Raw genomic sequence first — 15,235 nt, 5'->3', positions numbered from 1 at the left:
GCCCGTCAGCCGAGTCCCTTGGCGAACCAGTGCTCGGCGTACGGCTGGGCGTTGTGCGGCGGGGTCTCCGCGTACCCCAGCCGGGCGTACAGGGCCCGCGCCTCCACGAGGTCCCCGCGCGTGTCGAGGACCATCCGGGTCGCGCCCGCCGCACGGGCCGCGTCCTCGGCCGCCCGCACCAGCCGCGCCGCACCGCCCCGGCCCCGCATCCCCTCGTACAGGAAGACCCGGGTCAGCTCGGCCGTCACGCCGTCCAGCAGCCGGAAGCCCGCGCACCCGGCCGCCTCACCCGCGTACCGCCCGACCAGCAGTTCCCCGCGGGGCGGCACGAGACCGCCCTCGGCGCCGGCCGCGATCTCGCGCTCCAGCTCCGCCGGATCGGTCCGGCGCCCCTCGTGCAGGAGGTACCAGCGGTCGCTGACCTCCGTGTAGTACGCCCGCCACAGGGCGGCGGCGACGGGGGAGTCGTACGGTTCCGGGGCGACGGTCCAGGTCATGCGGCGCATTCTCGACGGCCCGGGTGGCGGTCGCGCAAGCGAATATGCCGGTGGGGGCCGTGCCGGGCCGGCCGCCCCGCTCCCCGCTCCGGCCGGGCGGCAACGGGCTTCTGTGCCGCGCAGTTTGTGCGTGGAGCATCGGGCAACACGAAGGGAACGAACCGGCTCGCGAGGAGTGCCGGTTGGGCCGAGAACCCGGAAGGCATCCATGTCCACTGGCCTGATCATTGCGTTGATCGTGATTGTCGCGGTCGTTGTCGCCGTCGCGGCCGTGTTGACCCTGCGTAACCGTGGCTCGCGGCACGGCACGGGCCTGAAGCGGCGCTTCGGGCCCGAGTACGACCGTGCCCTCGCGCGGCACGACGGGGACTCCAGGGCCGCCGAGCGGGAACTCGCCGAGCGCGTGGAGCGCCACGGCGACCTGCGCGTACGGCCGCTGGAGTCCGCCGAGCGCGAGCGTTTCGAGGCGCGCTGGACGGCCGCGCAGGAGCGGTTCGTCGAGTCCCCGCGCGACGCCGTCGCCGAGGCGGACCGGCTGATCGCCGAACTGGCGGGCGTCCGCGGCTTCCCCGCCGACGGGCACTACGAGGACCAGGTGTCCGCCCTGTCCGTGCACCACGCCCACCACGTCGAGGGCTACCGGCGCGTGCACCGCGTGGCCCAGGCGCGCGCCCACGGCGCGCAGGACGGCGGCGCGGGCACCGAGGAGATGCGCGAGGCGATGGTCGAGGCCCGCGCCCTGTTCGAGGAACTGGTACGCCCCTCCCGGCACGAGGACGGACGCCACGGCGGACGCCACACCGGCGAGAGCGACCGTGCCACCCCGGCCGCCCGGCGCGGCCACCACACGCCGTCCCTGCTCAACCGGCGCCAGGCGAAGGAGAGCTGAACGACATGACCGACGTGACCCGACGCCCCGGAGGCACGCCCCTCACCGGGGGCGCCCCCCTCGACGAGGGCACACCGCGCACCGCCCAGGACACCGGCCGCGGCGCCGACATCCCGCACACCGCTCCGCACCCGCGTTCCGGTGACACCCCGCCGACCGGCCCCGGCCGGGACCGGACGACCGCGACGGACGCCGGCAAGCCCGCGGCGGCGACCGGCACCGACACCGGCACCCACACCCTCGCCCATGCCCAGCACGGCGGCGCGAGCGGCTCCGGCTCCGCCCTCGGCTCCGGCACTCACGACCGTCTCCTCCCGCACGACGACACCGACCAGCTCGCCGCGCAGTTGCAGCACGCGGTGGCCGGGTTCGTCGACGCGCCGCGCGAGGCCGTGCAGGAGGCCGACGACGTCCTGCGGGAGCTGGCCGACCGCTTCGCGGAGGCCGTGGCCGAGCGGCGCCGCACCCTGCGCAGGTCCTGGGAGACCGCGGGCACCGCGGGACCCGGCGACGGGCAGGCCGCCGCGGCGACCGACACCGAGCAACTGCGTCTGGCCCTGCGGGACTACCGCGAACTGGCGGACCGGCTGCTACACGTCTGAGCCGGCGCCCGGCCCGCCCCGCGCCGCCCGGCGCTCCCGCCACTGCCGTACGACGTCCTCGACGTCGTACGGCTTCTTTCCCAGCGGGGGGCCGGGCGGCGGCTTGAACATCATCTCGCTGATCCGGGCGTTGATCTCCGTGAGAATCTTCCGGACGATCCGCTCCGAGGGAGCGGCGTAGGCCGCCTCCAGCGCGTCCTCGGCCTCCTTGCGCAGGGCCAGCGTCGGCGGCAGCACCGAGAAGCCCTCCCGGGCCATCTTCCGCTTCACCCACCACAGTTCGTCGTAGGTGCTCTCGACCTCGCGGGGCAGCGGCTTCCCCGCGCCCGCCAGCCGTTCGAACTCCCCGCGCGCGTCGGCGTCACGGATCTGCTTGTCGACCCAGCTCTCGAAGTCGACGCCGGGTGGCTTTCGCTCGGTCATGCGTCCATTGTGCCGGACACCGTCCTCCCGGGCGTTTTATCATTCGGCGGCGATGGGCGTCTCAGGGTCTCAGGAGGAGCAGGTGCTCGAACTCACCATGGCCGCGGTGTCCGCGGCGGAAGCGGGTGCCACGGCCGGGATGCTCATGGCCGACGCGCCCAGCGAGCCGGGCGCCCTGCTGCGGGTGGGCCGGGACAGGTCGCTGTGCCGGCTCTCGACGCCGGACGACTGGCTGTTCGTCTCGCGCGTCCACCTGGAGTTCTCCTGCGCGCAGGACGGCACCTGGCAGCTGACCTGGCTGCGCGGTTCGCTGCCGGAGCCGTCCTCCGAGGTGCGGCTGACCATCGGGGAGTACGTCCACCCGGTCGCCTACGGCGGTTCCGTCGCGCTGCCCCGCGGCGGCAGCGGCGAGGTCGTCATCCACGACCGCACCGCCCCGCGCAGCGTCAACGTGGGCTTCTACCACGAGGTCTGAGGCCTGCGCGGTGCTCAGGCCAGCACCCTCGCCAGGGCGAAACCGTCGTAGCCCTTGGTGCCGACCGTCTGGATCGCCGTCCCCGTGAGCCGGGGGTGGCTGCCGATCATGTCGAGGGCGGCGCGGGTGCCCACCACGTCCGGATCGGTGTTGTCCGGGTCGGCCACCCGGCCGCCCCGGACCACGTTGTCCAGCACGATGAGGGCGCCCGCGCCGGTCAGCCTGAGCGCCCACTCCACGTAGTGCGGGTTGTTGACCTTGTCGGCGTCGATGAAGACCAGGTCGAACGGGGGCATGTTCTCGTCGGCCAGCGCGGGCAGCGAGTCCAGTGCCGCTCCCACCCGCACCTCGACCTGCCGGGCGAGTCCCGCGCGGGCGATGTTGCGGACGGCGACCTCGGCGTGCCGGGCGTCGTACTCCAGGGAGATCAGCCGTCCGTCGGCGGGGAGGGCGCGGCCCAGCCAGATGGTGCTGTAGCCGCCGAGCGTGCCGATCTCCAGGATGCTGCGGGCGCCCCGCACCTGGGCGAGGAGCTGGAGCAGTTTGCCCGCCACGGGGGACACGGAGATCGGCGGGAGGCCGGCGGCGTCGCTGTCGCGCAGGGCGGCCGTCAGCGCCTCGTCGGGGGCCTCGGTCAGGAGACGGTCGGCGAAGTAGCCGTCCACCGCGTGCCAGAGCTGCGACTCGCCCATCCACCCGTGCCTTCCGTGCGGCCGATGAGTCGTTCCCACCGATCCCGTTCCCGAAGATACGCCGCCCGGCGACCCCCGGTCAGGCGTTCTCCCGGTGTTTCCCGGGTTCCACCGACGGCGGTGAGCCCGGCAGCGGGCGGCCCGCCGACTCGGTCATCCGCCACACCGCGAACCCGCCGATCACGGCCGCGGCCATCATGTAGTAGGCGGGCATCATCACGTCCCCGGTCGCGCCGATCAGGGCCGTGACCACCAGCGGGGTCGTGCCGCCGAACAGGGACACCGAGACGTTGAAGCCGATCGACAGCGAGCCGTAGCGCACCCGGGTGGGGAACAGCGCGGGCAGCGCGGACGGCATGGCCGCGGTGAAGCAGACCAGGAGCAGGCCGAGCGCGCCGAGCCCCCCGGCCACCGCGAGCAGGGAGCCGTCGCGGACCAGCAGCAGCGCCGGTACGGACAGCAGCAGGAACCCGGCGCAGCCGGCCGCGATCACCGGACGCCGGCCGATCCGGTCGGTCAGCAGGCCCACGAACGGCTGGGCCACCATCATCAGCACCATCACACCGAGCACGACGACCAGGCCGTGGGTCGCGTCGTAGCCCAGCTCGCCGGTGAGGAAGCTCGGCATGTACGACAGCAGCATGTAGTCGGTGACGTTGAAGACCAGCACCAGGCCCACGCAGAGCAGCAGCGCGCGCCACTGGCCGGTGACCATCTCCCGCAGCGGCACCTTCGGGCGCTCGTGCCCGGCCTTGGCGACCTCCGCCGCGAAGGCCGGGGTCTCCTCCAGGCGCATCCGCAGGTAGAGGCCGACGACGCCCATCGGACCGGCGATCAGGAACGGGACGCGCCAGCCCCACGACAGCAGGTCCGCCGGCGACAGCAGCGCGGTCATCAGCGTGACCAGGCCCGCGCCGGCGATGTACCCGGCGAGCGTGCCGAACTCCAGCCAGCTGCCGAGGAAGCCGCGCCGCCGGTCGGGGGCGTACTCGGCGATGAACGTGGAGGCGCCGGCGTACTCGCCGCCGGTGGAGAAGCCCTGCACCAGACGGGCCGCCAGCAGCAGGACCGGCGCGCCCACACCGATCGCGGCGTAGGAGGGGATCAGGCCGATGGCGAAGGTGCCCGCCGCCATCATGATCATCGTGAGGGCGAGGACCTTCTGCCGCCCCACCCGGTCACCGAGCGGACCGAACACCAGGCCGCCGAGCGGGCGGACCAGGAAGGCCGCCGCGAAGGCGCCGAACGTGGACAGCAGCTGGGCGGTGGGGTTGCCCGAGGGGAAGAACACCTTGCCGAGCGTGACGGCGAGGTAGCTGTAGACACCGAAGTCGAACCACTCCATCGCGTTGCCCAGGGCGGCCGCCTTCACGGCACGCCGGACGAGCGCGGGGTCGGTGACGGTGGGGGCGGGTGCCTGCGCGGAACCGGTCCGCTCCGGCGACGGAGAACCGGCGGGACCGGGGACGGCGCGGTGAGTGGCGACCTGGACAGTCGGCAAGACTTCGCTCGCCTGCCTTTCGACGGGGACGGGGACGGGTCCGCGCGGCGGCACTGGCGGGCGGGCCGAGCAAGCGACGATAGGCGCTGTCCGTCCCCCTACGGGCGGTATGCGAATAGCTGCATACTGCACACAAATGCCGCGTGTGCAGGGACGCGGCGCCGTCGGCGGTCGTCCCGGGCGCACACTCGTTGTGATGCTTCTCGCGCCACCCGCGGGCGACGCGACCCGCCGCGGACTATCGTCATGCGGACAAAAGTGAGCGGGACGTCAGGTGAAGCCGCGGTTTCCTGCGTCCCCCTCCAGGGGGGCCGCGGGCCGCACAGGACGCGCGGAGCGGATCCCCACGTACGGGACGCACGGGGCGAAACGGGGCGGGAGGCCGACGAGGCGTGGCGAACGCGGAGCACGGTGGACGACCGACGGAGGCACTCGGGGCGACGGCCGTCGACGGCACCCGGGCACGGCTGCGCGCGGCGCGCCTGGCCCTGTGGCTGCTCGCCGCGGTCCTCGCCGTACGGCAGGTCGCCGCCGTCCTCACCACCCCCAGCGGGGAACGCCTGACGACCCTGGAGACCTGGGTGGGCCCCGAGGGCGTCCTGCACGTCAGAGGGTCCCTCTACGACTCGACCCAGTTCACCGGCACCCCGTTGGCCGGGCTCGTGCTCAAACCCCTCACCCGCACCGCCGAACAGGCCCTCGGCTGGGGCTGGACCTTCGGCACGCTGCTGCTGGTCGTCGCCCTCGGCCTGGTCGCGGCCCGCGCGCTGCCCCAGCCGGTCGGCCGCCGCACCGCGATCCTCGCCGCGCCCGTCGCCATCAGCCTGCTGGTGCTGTCCCTGCCGGTGCGCAACACCCTCTGGCTCGGCCAGACCAGCATCATCCCGGTCCTGCTCGTCCTGCTGGGCTGCTTCGCCGCCCGCGGCCAGCGCGTCAGCGGCGCCCTCATCGGCGTCGCGGCGGCCCTCCAGCCGACCCTGCTCCTCTTCGCCCCGCTGCTGTGGTTCACCGGCCGCCGCCGGGCCGCCACGGCCACCGGCGTCACCTTCGCCGCCGTCACCGCTCTCGCCTGGGCGGCGATGCCCCACGACTCCTACACCTACTGGGTGCACCACCTGGCCGGCGTGGGCCTCGGCGGCCCCGCCGACTCCCTCGCCAACCAGTCCCTGCACGGCGCCCTGCTCCGCCTCGGCCTCGAAGGCCCCCTGGAGATCGCCGTCTTCCTGCTGCTCGGCGCCGCGGTCGTCGCCCTCGCCCTGCGCCGCGCCGTGCGCTACGCCCACGACGGCCAGCTGCTCCTCGCGGTCGCCGTCACCGGCTGCGCCGCCATCGCCGTCGCCCCGACCGCGTGGCAGCACCAGCTGCTGTGGGTGCTGCTCACCGCCGTCGGCCGGGCCGGCAAGCGGGCCCGCGACCGGATGGTGTGGCCCGTCGCCGTGGTCCTGGTGATGACGCTGCCGGCGAAGATGATGCTGCCGAACATGGAGTTCCTGTACCCGGTGCGGGACAACGTCGTGCTCCTCGCGGCCCTGGCCGCCGCCACCGCCGTCCCCTTCCTCTCCCGCGCCTCCCGCCACTTCCGCAGCCCCGTCCCCACCCCGTACGCCCCGCCCGTCCCGGCCCGCTTCGCGTTCGTCCCCCTGCTGCCGTTCCTGCGCCGGGTGCTCATCCGCCCGAACCTGCTCCTCGAACTGCTCCTCATCCGCGTCACCTACGCCGCGTACGCGAAGGTCCGGCTCGCCGCGACCGGCGGCAGCAACTCGGCGGGCCGCGCCCGCGCCGAGGAGCACGGGCAGCAGATCCTCGACCTCGAGCGTCTGCTCCACATGGACATCGAGCACGCCGTCAACCACGCGGTGGTGAAGATCGGCTGGCTGCGGAACTTCTTCGACTTCTACTACACGTCCTTCCACTTCGTCGTCCCGCTGACCGTGCTGGGCCTGCTGTACTGGCGCCGCCCCGTCGACTACCGCTGGGCCCGCTCGGCCCTCGGCTTCGCCACCCTGCTCGCCCTCGTCGGCTTCTGGCTCTACCCGCTCGCCCCGCCCCGCCTCATGCCGGACCTCGGCATCATCGACACGGTCCACGGCGTCCAGGACTTCTCCCAGCCCGACTACGGCACCCTCACCCACCTCACCAACCAGTACGCGGCGATGCCGTCGCTGCACTTCGGCTGGTCCCTGTGGTGCGGACTGGTCATCGCGATCATCGCGCCCCGGCTCTGGATGAAGGTCCTGGGCCTCCTGCACCCCCTCTTCACGGCCGCCGCGATCGTCGCCACCGGCAACCACTGGATCCTGGACGCGGCCGGCGGCGCGCTCGTCGTCGGCGCCGGCTTCGGGCTGACCTACCTCCTCCAGGGCCCCCGCGCGGCCACGACCGCGGTGGCCGCCACCGAGTTCAGCAGCGAACCGTCGGCGCCGGCGAAGGACCGTACTCCGAGCTGATCCGGTACTCGCCCGCCGCGGGCACGGTCAGCCGCGTGAACTCGCCCGCGCGGCTCAGGCATCCGCCGCCGTCGCTGCGCAGCCACGGCGAGTGGGCGACCCGTACCGTCACCGCCCCCGGCCGCGCCACCCGCAACACCAGATCGGCGCCGGACATCCGCACGACCGCTCCCGGCCCTGAGACGAGCGGGACGGCGTCCCGCACCCGGAAGACCTGCCAGTGGGCGTCGTGCCAGACCGGCAGCAGCCAGTCGGGCCGCCGGTGGCGCACCAGCGCCGCCTCCTCCTCGGCGTACCCGTCGGGCTTCCCGTTCGGCAGCACCACGAAGCCGACCGCCCACCGGTCCAGCCACGCCCGGTAGGACGCGGCGGAGAACGACCCGTCGTAGAACAGCCGCCCCCGCTCCATGTCCAGCTGCCGGTTCCAGCCGCGCGCCAGGTGGAAACGGGGCGCGAGGACGGTGGCCTCCCGGTGGTCGCGCGCGGGTACGGCCTCCACGCGGCCCGTGCCGGCACCGAGCCGCTCGAGGGCCTGGACGACCCCCTGGGTGTGCGCGGCCCAGGCGGGCACGGTCGTGGAGACCTGCAGGTCGTCGGCGGTCTTCCTGCCCGTCCACGCGACGGAGAGGACGAGGACGGCCACCAGCAGACCGCGCCGCAGGGCGCGCAGTCGTGGCTGGGCGAGGAGCGCGGTGAGGAGGGCGACGGGCGCGGCGTACTCGGCGAACCGCTCGACGTTCGTGCCGATGGGGGAGGGGACGAGGTACACCACCACGGTCCCGGCGGCGTAGACGACGCCGCTCCACCGGGCCACGCGCCAGGAGGCCGGGGAGAGCAGCGCGACGGCGACCCCGAGGAGCACGGGCGGCCCCGTGCGGGCCGCCGGCATGAGCTGCTCGCCGTGGAAGGGGAAGAGGAGCGTGGTCGCCCCGACGACGACGGCGGGCGGCAGCAGCAGGGCGGTGGCGGGCCGGGGCTGCCGGTCGAGCAGGTAGCCGCCGCCGACGACGGCGAGGAACAGCCCGGCGACCGGGGAGGCCATGGTGGCGAGGGCGGCGTACCCACCGGCGATGAGGAGACGTTTCTCCCGGCCCAGGAACAGGCAGGCGGCGAGCCCGAACGCGACCCCGAGCGCGAACGTGGTCCGCCCGGAGGCGACGTTGCACCAGAGCGCGAGGGCGGCGAGCAGGGCGGGCGCGAGGGGCCGGCGCGGCCGGACACGCCGCACCAGGACGGCGGCGATCCAGGTGGCGGCGACGCCGGACGCCACGGTGAGACCCCGCACCCCCAGGACCGCCATCAAGTACGGCGACAGCAGACTGTAGTTGGCGGTGTGCGTCCCGCCGTACCACGACAGGTTGTACGCCGAACTCCCGTGCCGCAGGACGAAGTCGGCCCAGGCGTCCTGAGCGGCGAGGTCTCCGCCCCCGGTGGCGAGAACGCCCCACCACAGGGCGTAGAGGGGGAGGGTGGCGAGCGTCGCGATCAGCGGGACGCGATGACGCCGGCGGAACGCCGGAGGCTTCCCCCGCTCGAGGGCCGTGTCCGCGTGCGGGATCAGGGAGAGTTCGGCAGGGGGCACGACCACGTAGACGTGGATCCGCGTGGGGACGTTGACTGCCGGGACGCACGGGGCTGCGGTGTCGGTCCGCCGTCGTATCCTTCCCGCCACCGCACACCGACCGTGAGGACCGAAGGAATTGACCGGCCTGCCTGCTTTCCCGCTGCCCTTCCACACCGCCCGCTCCATGCCGTTCGGGCAACCCCGGACGCTGCGGGAACTCGACATGATCCGGTGCAGCGCGCACATACGGGCGAAGCCCGGCTGGTTCGACAAGAGGAACGACGCGGACGTCGTCGCCCGGTGGACGCGGGAAGCGGTGGACCAGGGTCTCACCGAGGCGCAGGTGCGCTACGTGCTCGCCGAACTCGGGCACTACGCCGCTCTGCGGGACGGGCGGACCGGCATCGAGGTGTCCGCCGTCGACGGGGTGTGGCAGTCGGACACCCTGATCGACGACCGGCTCAGGACCCGGTTGCGCGAGGCGGTCCGGGTGCTGGAGGAGGTCCCCGAAGCGGAGCGGGACTGGCATCCCGGATCCGGCCGCCAGGTACTGGATCTGGTGCATCCCTCACTGTTCTGCCTGGTGAGAGACGTGAGCGGGGCTCCCGAGGAGGCGTGGGCCAACCCGGCGAGCCACTACGCGAAGTACGAGTTCTCGGAGCGGTTCCAGTGGCTGCCCACGGACGTCGACGTCAGCGACGACGGCACTGTCGCCTTCCGCTCGTACGTCAACAACGTCCACCCGGAGGCGCACCGCGACCTGGCCGCCGTCCTGCCGGAGCTGTTCGCGCGGTTCCGCCCGCTGCTGGAGAACGTGCTCACCGATCTGCGCCGTCCGCGGCCCCGGCGGATCGACCCCGATCCCTACGGGTGGTACGACGCGGAGCCGGAGTACCCGCACAGGTCCTCCTACGCCGACGAGGAGACCTACGCGGAAGCACGCCGGGTCTGGGAGGAGGCCTACGGCGTCTGGTGGGAGAACCGCCGCCCGGTCGTCCCGGACGCCCCGGTCTTCACCCCGCCCGAGCCGCCCGGCGAGTCCGGCCGGGTCGACCTGCGCGGCCGTCGTCTCCAGGTCGTCGTCAAGCTCGCCACCATCTGTCTCACCCCGGAACAGCCCGCGTACGAGGGGGGTTCCTGGCACGTCGAGGGGATGCTGAACGAGCGGATCGTCTCGACCGGCATCTACTACTGGGACAGCGAGAACATCACCGAGAGCCGGCTGGGGTTCCGGGCCGCCCTCGACGACCCGGACTACGAGCAGAACGACGACAACGGCCTGCGCGAGGTCTACGGCCTGGAGGACGAGGACGCGCTGAACCAGACGCTGGGCTCCGCGGCGACCCCGGCGGGACGCTGTCTGGCCTTCCCGAACGTGCTGCAGCACCGCGTCGGCCCGTTCCGCCTCCAGGACCCCACCCGTCCGGGACACCGCAAGATCCTGGCGTTCTTCCTGGTCGACCCGGACCGGAGGATCGTCTCGACCTCGGACGTGCCGCCGCAGCAGCCGTGGTCCGGCACCTCGACCATGACGCTGGAGCAGGCCAGGACCTACCGTGAGGAACTCATGCGGGAACGCAAGTTCTTCGTCGACGAGCACAACGAGCAGCTCTACGAGCGGGAGTTCTCCCTCTGCGAGCACTGAGGGACCGCGGGCCGTCCCCCCGGCGGTGGGCCCGGGGCGGACGGCGACGGCAGGACGAAGGCGGCGGCCCCGGGGATCGTGGGGCCGCCGCCTTCGGTACAGGGGGGATGTCCGGGTGGATCAGTACCAGTTGTTGGACTGCCAGAAGGACCAGGCGTCACAGGCGCTGCCGTAGCGGTCCTTCATGTAGTCCAGGCCCCACTTGATCTGGGTGGCCGGGTTGGTCTTCCAGTCGGAGCCGGCCGAGGCCATCTTGGAGGCGGGCAGGGCCTGGACCAGGCCGTAGGCGCCGCTGGAGGCGTTGGTGGCGGTGGGGTTCCAGCCGCTCTCGTGCTGGACGATCTTCGAGAAGCACTGGAACTCGGCCGAGTTGCCGATCATCTTCTGCGCCGTCGCCTGGGCCGAGGACGCGCTCGTGGTCGCGGCCTGGGCGGGCGCTGCGGCGATCAGGGTGCCGCAGGTGGCGGCGACCAGGGCGGCACCGGCGAGGGTCTTCTTCGGGGCGGAGACGGTGCGGAGGAAGGAAGCGGCGGACACAGGCGGCCTTTCGGTCGGAAGCGGGGACGTCGCGTTACGCCGTGCCGGATGCCGCGGTGTGCGGCGGGGGCGTGCGTCGGCGCCGCTACCCCGTGGGGTGTCGGCGCCCGGCGACTGCTCCACAGAAACAAATCCGGGCATTGCCCGCAAAGGTCGCTTTTACTACCCGGGGTCGGGGAACGGCGGGCCCGGCGGGTGGTGGGCCCCGGGGCATCGGGGAGGCCGCTACGGTGCCGGGTCGTATGTGACGCGGGTCATGTGGGCTGCTTCACCGCGCCGGGCACGGCGTGTGCCCGCGGGGCTACGGAGCGGTGTCCCCGAATGTGACCGGGGCCTCGAAGGCGGCCCTGCGGGTGGCCCGGCGCAGTGCCTTGAGGAGCGGGACGCCCACGGTGAGCGTCAGGACGACCGTGACCAGGGCGCGGCCCAGGTCCCAGCCGAGCGAGGTCGCCAGGCAGTAGGCCACGAAGCGGGCCAGATTGGTGGCGAGCGGCGCGTCGGGGGAGAAGGAGATGTTCGAGGCCAGCGCGGACATGAAGGGCCAGCCCGCCATGTTCATCACGGTGCCGTAGGCGAAGGCCGCGAGGAAGCCGTACCCGGCGAGCATCCAGACCTCCGCCCGGCCGCGCAGCCGGTCGGGGCCCGGGAGGAAGCCCGCGCCCATGGTGAACCAGCCCATCGCCAGCATCTGGAACGGCAGCCAGGGGCCCACCCCGCCGGTGAGCAGCGCGGACGCGAACATGGTCACCGAGCCGAGGACGAAGCCGAAGCCGGGGCCGAGGACCCGGCCGCTGAGGACCATGAGGAAGAACATGGGTTCCAGACCGGCCGTGCCCGCGCCGATGGGGCGCAGGGCGGCGCCCGTCGCCGCGAGGACACCGAGCATCGCCACCGCCTTGGGGCCCAGACCCGACTCCGAGATGGTCGCCGCCACGACCGCGACCAGGAGGACCAGCAGGCCCGCGAAGAGCCAGGGCGCGTCCTGGGCGTGGGCGTTCACGGCGGAGGCGGGCGGGGCGAGGAAGGGCCAGCCGAAGCCGGCCACGCCCACCGCGCTGACCAGGGCGAGGGACAGCCAGGACCGGGAACCCAGGCGGATGGCCCGGGCCTGGCGGTCCGGCCGGTGTGCCGTGGTGGCGGGCGGAGTCATCGGTCCAGCGCCTCCCGGACCTCGGAGACGGTGAGCCAGGCCTGCGGGGCGAGGATCTTCGCCACCTGCGGGGCGAAGGACGGGGACGCCACGACCACCTCGGCCGACGGCCCGTCCGCGATCACCTCGCCCTCGGCGAGCAGGACGACCCGGTGGGCGAGCTCCGCCGCCAGCTCCACGTCGTGCGTGGCCATGACGATGGCGTGGCCCTCGGCCGCCAGCTCCCGCAGGATCGTCACCAGCCGGGCCTTCGCCGCGTAGTCCAGGCCCCGGGTCGGCTCGTCGAGGAGCAGGAGGGGCGGGCGGGCGGTCAGGACCACCGCCAGGGCGAGGGTCAGGCGCTGGCCCTCGGACAGGTCGCGGGGGTGGACGTCGTCGGCCACGGAGGGGAGGAGCTTCGTGAGCAGGGCGCGGCAGGTGCCGGGGGCCGCCTCCGCGTCCCGGTCGGCGGCCGCGCACTCCGCCGCCACCGTGTCCGCGTAGAGGAGGTCGCGGGGTTCCTGGGGGACCAGTCCGACCCGGCGGACCAGGTCGCGCGGGCGGGTGCGGTGGGGGACCGCGCCGCCGGTGCGGACCGAGCCGGCGGAGGGGGCCACCAGACCCACGAGTGCGCCGAGCAGCGTCGACTTCCCGGCGCCGTTGCGGCCCATCAGGGCGATCGTCTCGCCGGCGGTGACCGTCAGATCGACCCCGCGCAGGGCCTGGACGCGGTCGCGGCGCACCGAGAGGGAGCGGACCTCGGCCACCGGGGCGGGCGCCGTGGTGTCGCCCGCCCTCGCGCGCGGGAAGCGGCGCTTCACGGGAGGGGCGGACGCGGGCGCGGGGCCGGCCCGGTGCGGTTCGTGGCCGGCCAGGCGGTCGCGCAGGCCACCCGCCCGGCGGCGGGCGTCGCGGACCGTCAGGGGGAGGGGGGACCAGCCGGCCAGCCGGCCCAGGGCGACCACCGGGGGGTGGACGGGGGAGACCGCCATCACCTCCGGCGGCGTGCCCAGCCGGGGGCGCTCACCGGGGCCCGGCAGCAGGGCCACCCGGTCGGCGTACTGGACGACGCGTTCCAGCCGGTGCTCGGCCATGAGGACCGTGGTGCCCAGGTCGTGCACCAGGCGCTGCAGGACGGCCAGCACCTCCTCGGCCGCCGCCGGGTCCAGCGCGGACGTCGGCTCGTCCAGGACCAGCACCCGGGGGTGGGGGGTGAGGACCGAGCCGATGGCGACGCGCTGCTGCTGACCGCCGGAGAGGGTGGCGAGGGGACGGTCGCGCAGGCCGGCCAGGCCCAGGAGGTCCAGGGTCTCCTCGACCCTGCGGCGCATCACGTCCGGGGCGAGACCCAGCGACTCCATGCCGTAGGCGAGTTCGTCCTCCACCGTGTCGGTCACGAAGTGGGAGAGCGGGTCCTGGCCCACCGTGCCCACCACGTCGGCGAGTTCGCGCGGTTTGTGGGTGCGGGTGTCGCGGCCGGCGACCGTGACCCTGCCGTGCAGGGTGCCGCCGGTGAAGTGCGGCACCAGCCCGCTGACCGCGCCCAGCACCGTCGACTTGCCGACCCCGGACGGGCCGACGAGGAGCACCAGTTCACCCTCGGGAACCTCGAAGTCGACTCCCTGGACGGCGGGTTCGGGTGATCCGTCGTAGGTCACCGACACGTTCTCGAAGCGGATCACGTCGTCGGCTCCTTGCGGGTGTGCGGCGTCTCGGGGGCGGGGGTGAGGAAGGCGGGGAGCAGGCCGATCAGGACCGCTGCCGCCGGCCACAGGGGGAGGGTGGGTGCGACGAGCGGCACCACGCCCGGGTTCAGGGCCGCCGGGTCACGGGAGGCGGCGAGGGTGAGGAGGGCGGCCACGGCGGCCCCGGACGCGGTGACCAGCCAGGCCCGGGCGTCCCAGGCGTCCGGGCGGTAGCGGGTGCGCAGGGTGCGGCGGCCGCCGAGCCACAGTCCGGCGAGGGCGGCGGCCACTCCGGCGAGGAGGACGGGCACGCCGTAGCTGCCGCCCTCGGCGGTGAGGAGTCCGTACGTCCCGGCGCAGACGCCGAGCAGACCGCCGAGGGTGAGGGCGGCGGTCGTGCGGCGCACGGCGGGCGGGACGGCGGCGGTCCGGCCGTAGCCGCGCGCGTCCATCGCCGCGGCGAGCGCGACCGAGCGCTCCAACGCCCCCTCCAGGACCGGGAGTCCCACCTGGAGGAGTCCCCGTACGCCCTTGTCGGGACGGCCGCGCAGACGGCGGGCGGCGCGCAGGCGCCGCACGTCCGCGATCAGGTGGGGGGCGAAGGTGAGGGCCACGACCACCGCCACCCCCATCTCGTACAGGGCGCCCGGGAGGGACTTGAGGAGGCGGGAGGGGTTGGCGAGCGCGTTCGCGGCGCCCACGCAGATGAGGAGGGCCGCCAGGCGGAGGGCGTCGTACAGGGCGAAGGTGAGCGCCTCCGCGGTGACCCGGCCGCCGAGGCGGATGCCCTGGGCCCAGTCGGGGAGGGGCACCTCGGGGAGGGTGAGCACGGTGTGGGCGCCGGGGATGGGGGAGCCGAGGACCACCGCGAAGGCGAGGCGGATCAGGATGACCGCGGCGGCGAGCTTGACGAAGGCGCCGTAGGAGCGGGACCAGGGAGTGTGGGGACGGCGGACCGCCACGACGTAGGCGGAGGTGGCGATGAGGAGGGTGAGGAGCAGGGGGTTGGTGGTGCGGGTCGCGGCGGTGCCGAGGGCCAGCGCCCACAGCCACCAGGCGCCGGGGTGCAGGGCCGCGGGGGGCCGCGGCGCGTGGACGGGGACGGCCGTGCCGTCCGGCGCCCGCAGGGCGCCTCCCCCGTTCCCGGAA

Annotated in this window: 14 protein-coding genes; 5 read left to right on the top strand and 9 right to left on the bottom strand. The window is 74.1% G+C overall.

Annotated features, from left to right (window positions below; translation table 11 throughout):
• Window positions 1-5 precede the first annotated feature (5 nt).
• A complete protein-coding gene (locus IE118_RS02675; protein WP_189555582.1) occupies window positions 6-497 on the bottom strand; it encodes a GNAT family N-acetyltransferase in 492 nt (163 codons plus the stop codon).
• A 208-nt stretch (window positions 498-705) separates the two neighbouring features.
• Between IE118_RS02675 and IE118_RS02670 the strand changes: the two genes are divergently transcribed.
• Together IE118_RS02670 and IE118_RS02665 are read left to right on the top strand one after the other, a co-directional pair.
• A complete protein-coding gene (locus tag IE118_RS02670; RefSeq protein ID WP_189555581.1) occupies window positions 706-1,386 on the top strand; it encodes a hypothetical protein in 681 nt (226 codons plus the stop codon).
• A 5-nt stretch (window positions 1,387-1,391) separates the two neighbouring features.
• Complete coding sequence (locus IE118_RS02665) at window positions 1,392-1,988, top strand: hypothetical protein (protein WP_189555580.1); 597 nt, start codon at window positions 1,392-1,394, stop codon at window positions 1,986-1,988.
• On the opposite strand, the gene IE118_RS02660 is transcribed toward IE118_RS02665, so the two are convergent.
• The gene (locus IE118_RS02660) at window positions 1,977-2,411 is read right to left on the bottom strand and encodes a DnaJ family domain-containing protein (RefSeq protein WP_189555579.1); all 435 of its coding nucleotides are present in this window, start codon (window positions 2,409-2,411) and stop codon (window positions 1,977-1,979) included. The genes IE118_RS02665 and IE118_RS02660 overlap by 12 nt on opposite strands.
• 82 nt (window positions 2,412-2,493) lie before the next feature.
• On the opposite strand from IE118_RS02660, the gene IE118_RS02655 reads away from it, so the two are divergent.
• Complete coding sequence (locus tag IE118_RS02655; protein WP_189555578.1) at window positions 2,494-2,886, top strand: hypothetical protein; 393 nt, start codon at window positions 2,494-2,496, stop codon at window positions 2,884-2,886.
• A 14-nt stretch (window positions 2,887-2,900) separates the two neighbouring features.
• On the opposite strand, the gene IE118_RS02650 is transcribed toward IE118_RS02655, so the two are convergent.
• Both IE118_RS02650 and IE118_RS02645 read right to left on the bottom strand, forming a co-directional pair.
• Window positions 2,901-3,578 (bottom strand): O-methyltransferase, encoded by a 678-nt coding sequence (locus IE118_RS02650; RefSeq protein ID WP_189555577.1) that lies wholly within the window; start codon window positions 3,576-3,578, stop codon window positions 2,901-2,903.
• A gap of 79 nt (window positions 3,579-3,657) precedes the next feature.
• Complete coding sequence (locus tag IE118_RS02645; RefSeq protein WP_308431810.1) at window positions 3,658-5,079, bottom strand: MFS transporter; 1,422 nt, start codon at window positions 5,077-5,079, stop codon at window positions 3,658-3,660.
• Window positions 5,080-5,471: 392 nt separating this feature from the next.
• Here IE118_RS02645 and IE118_RS02640 point away from each other — a divergent pair, with 392 nt between their 5' ends.
• Window positions 5,472-7,526 (top strand): bifunctional glycosyltransferase 87/phosphatase PAP2 family protein, encoded by a 2,055-nt coding sequence (locus tag IE118_RS02640; protein WP_189555576.1) that lies wholly within the window; start codon window positions 5,472-5,474, stop codon window positions 7,524-7,526.
• Here IE118_RS02640 and IE118_RS02635 read toward each other — a convergent pair.
• Window positions 7,480-9,108, bottom strand: a complete 1,629-nt coding sequence (locus IE118_RS02635) for a hypothetical protein (RefSeq protein WP_373303153.1) — start codon at window positions 9,106-9,108, stop codon at window positions 7,480-7,482. The genes IE118_RS02640 and IE118_RS02635 overlap by 47 nt on opposite strands.
• Before the next feature lie 118 nt (window positions 9,109-9,226).
• Between IE118_RS02635 and IE118_RS02630 the strand changes: the two genes are divergently transcribed.
• Window positions 9,227-10,735 (top strand): DUF4246 domain-containing protein, encoded by a 1,509-nt coding sequence (locus IE118_RS02630; RefSeq protein WP_189555575.1) that lies wholly within the window; start codon window positions 9,227-9,229, stop codon window positions 10,733-10,735.
• A gap of 120 nt (window positions 10,736-10,855) precedes the next feature.
• Here IE118_RS02630 and IE118_RS02625 read toward each other — a convergent pair whose 3' ends face one another.
• From IE118_RS02625 to IE118_RS02610, 4 genes are all read right to left on the bottom strand, one after another.
• Window positions 10,856-11,272: an aggregation-promoting factor C-terminal-like domain-containing protein gene (locus IE118_RS02625; RefSeq protein WP_189555574.1), complete on the bottom strand. Its 417-nt coding sequence runs from the start codon at window positions 11,270-11,272 to the stop codon at window positions 10,856-10,858.
• Between the two features lie 301 nt (window positions 11,273-11,573).
• Window positions 11,574-12,422 carry an ECF transporter S component gene (locus tag IE118_RS02620; RefSeq protein WP_189555573.1) on the bottom strand — a complete coding sequence of 283 codons (849 nt, stop codon included), beginning with the start codon at window positions 12,420-12,422 and terminating at the stop codon, window positions 11,574-11,576.
• Window positions 12,419-14,083: an ABC transporter ATP-binding protein gene (locus IE118_RS02615; protein ID WP_189555572.1), complete on the bottom strand. Its 1,665-nt coding sequence runs from the start codon at window positions 14,081-14,083 to the stop codon at window positions 12,419-12,421. The genes IE118_RS02620 and IE118_RS02615 overlap by 4 nt, the downstream gene beginning before the upstream one ends.
• Window positions 14,080-15,213 carry an energy-coupling factor transporter transmembrane component T gene (locus tag IE118_RS02610; RefSeq protein ID WP_229846666.1) on the bottom strand — a complete coding sequence of 378 codons (1,134 nt, stop codon included), beginning with the start codon at window positions 15,211-15,213 and terminating at the stop codon, window positions 14,080-14,082. Before IE118_RS02610 ends, IE118_RS02615 begins: the two co-directional genes overlap by 4 nt.
• Window positions 15,214-15,235: the final 22 nt, after the last annotated feature.

The organism is Streptomyces pilosus (assembly GCF_014649835.1).
GTDB classification, from domain to species: domain Bacteria; phylum Actinomycetota; class Actinomycetes; order Streptomycetales; family Streptomycetaceae; genus Streptomyces; species Streptomyces pilosus.
This window is presented reverse-complemented; position numbering and strand designations above follow the sequence as displayed.

What these genes read in the sequence shown, in the direction of transcription:
- IE118_RS02670 (WP_189555581.1), top strand. Translation starts at nt 706, where the DNA reads ATGTCCACTGGCCTGATCATTGCGTTGATCGTGATTGTCGCGGTCGTT.
- IE118_RS02650 (WP_189555577.1), bottom strand. Translation starts at nt 3,578, where the DNA reads ATGGGCGAGTCGCAGCTCTGGCACGCGGTGGACGGCTACTTCGCCGAC.
- IE118_RS02665 (WP_189555580.1), top strand. Translation starts at nt 1,392, where the DNA reads ATGACCGACGTGACCCGACGCCCCGGAGGCACGCCCCTCACCGGGGGC.
- IE118_RS02675 (WP_189555582.1), bottom strand. Translation starts at nt 497, where the DNA reads ATGACCTGGACCGTCGCCCCGGAACCGTACGACTCCCCCGTCGCCGCC.
- IE118_RS02620 (WP_189555573.1), bottom strand. Translation starts at nt 12,422, where the DNA reads ATGACTCCGCCCGCCACCACGGCACACCGGCCGGACCGCCAGGCCCGG.
- IE118_RS02660 (WP_189555579.1), bottom strand. Translation starts at nt 2,411, where the DNA reads ATGACCGAGCGAAAGCCACCCGGCGTCGACTTCGAGAGCTGGGTCGAC.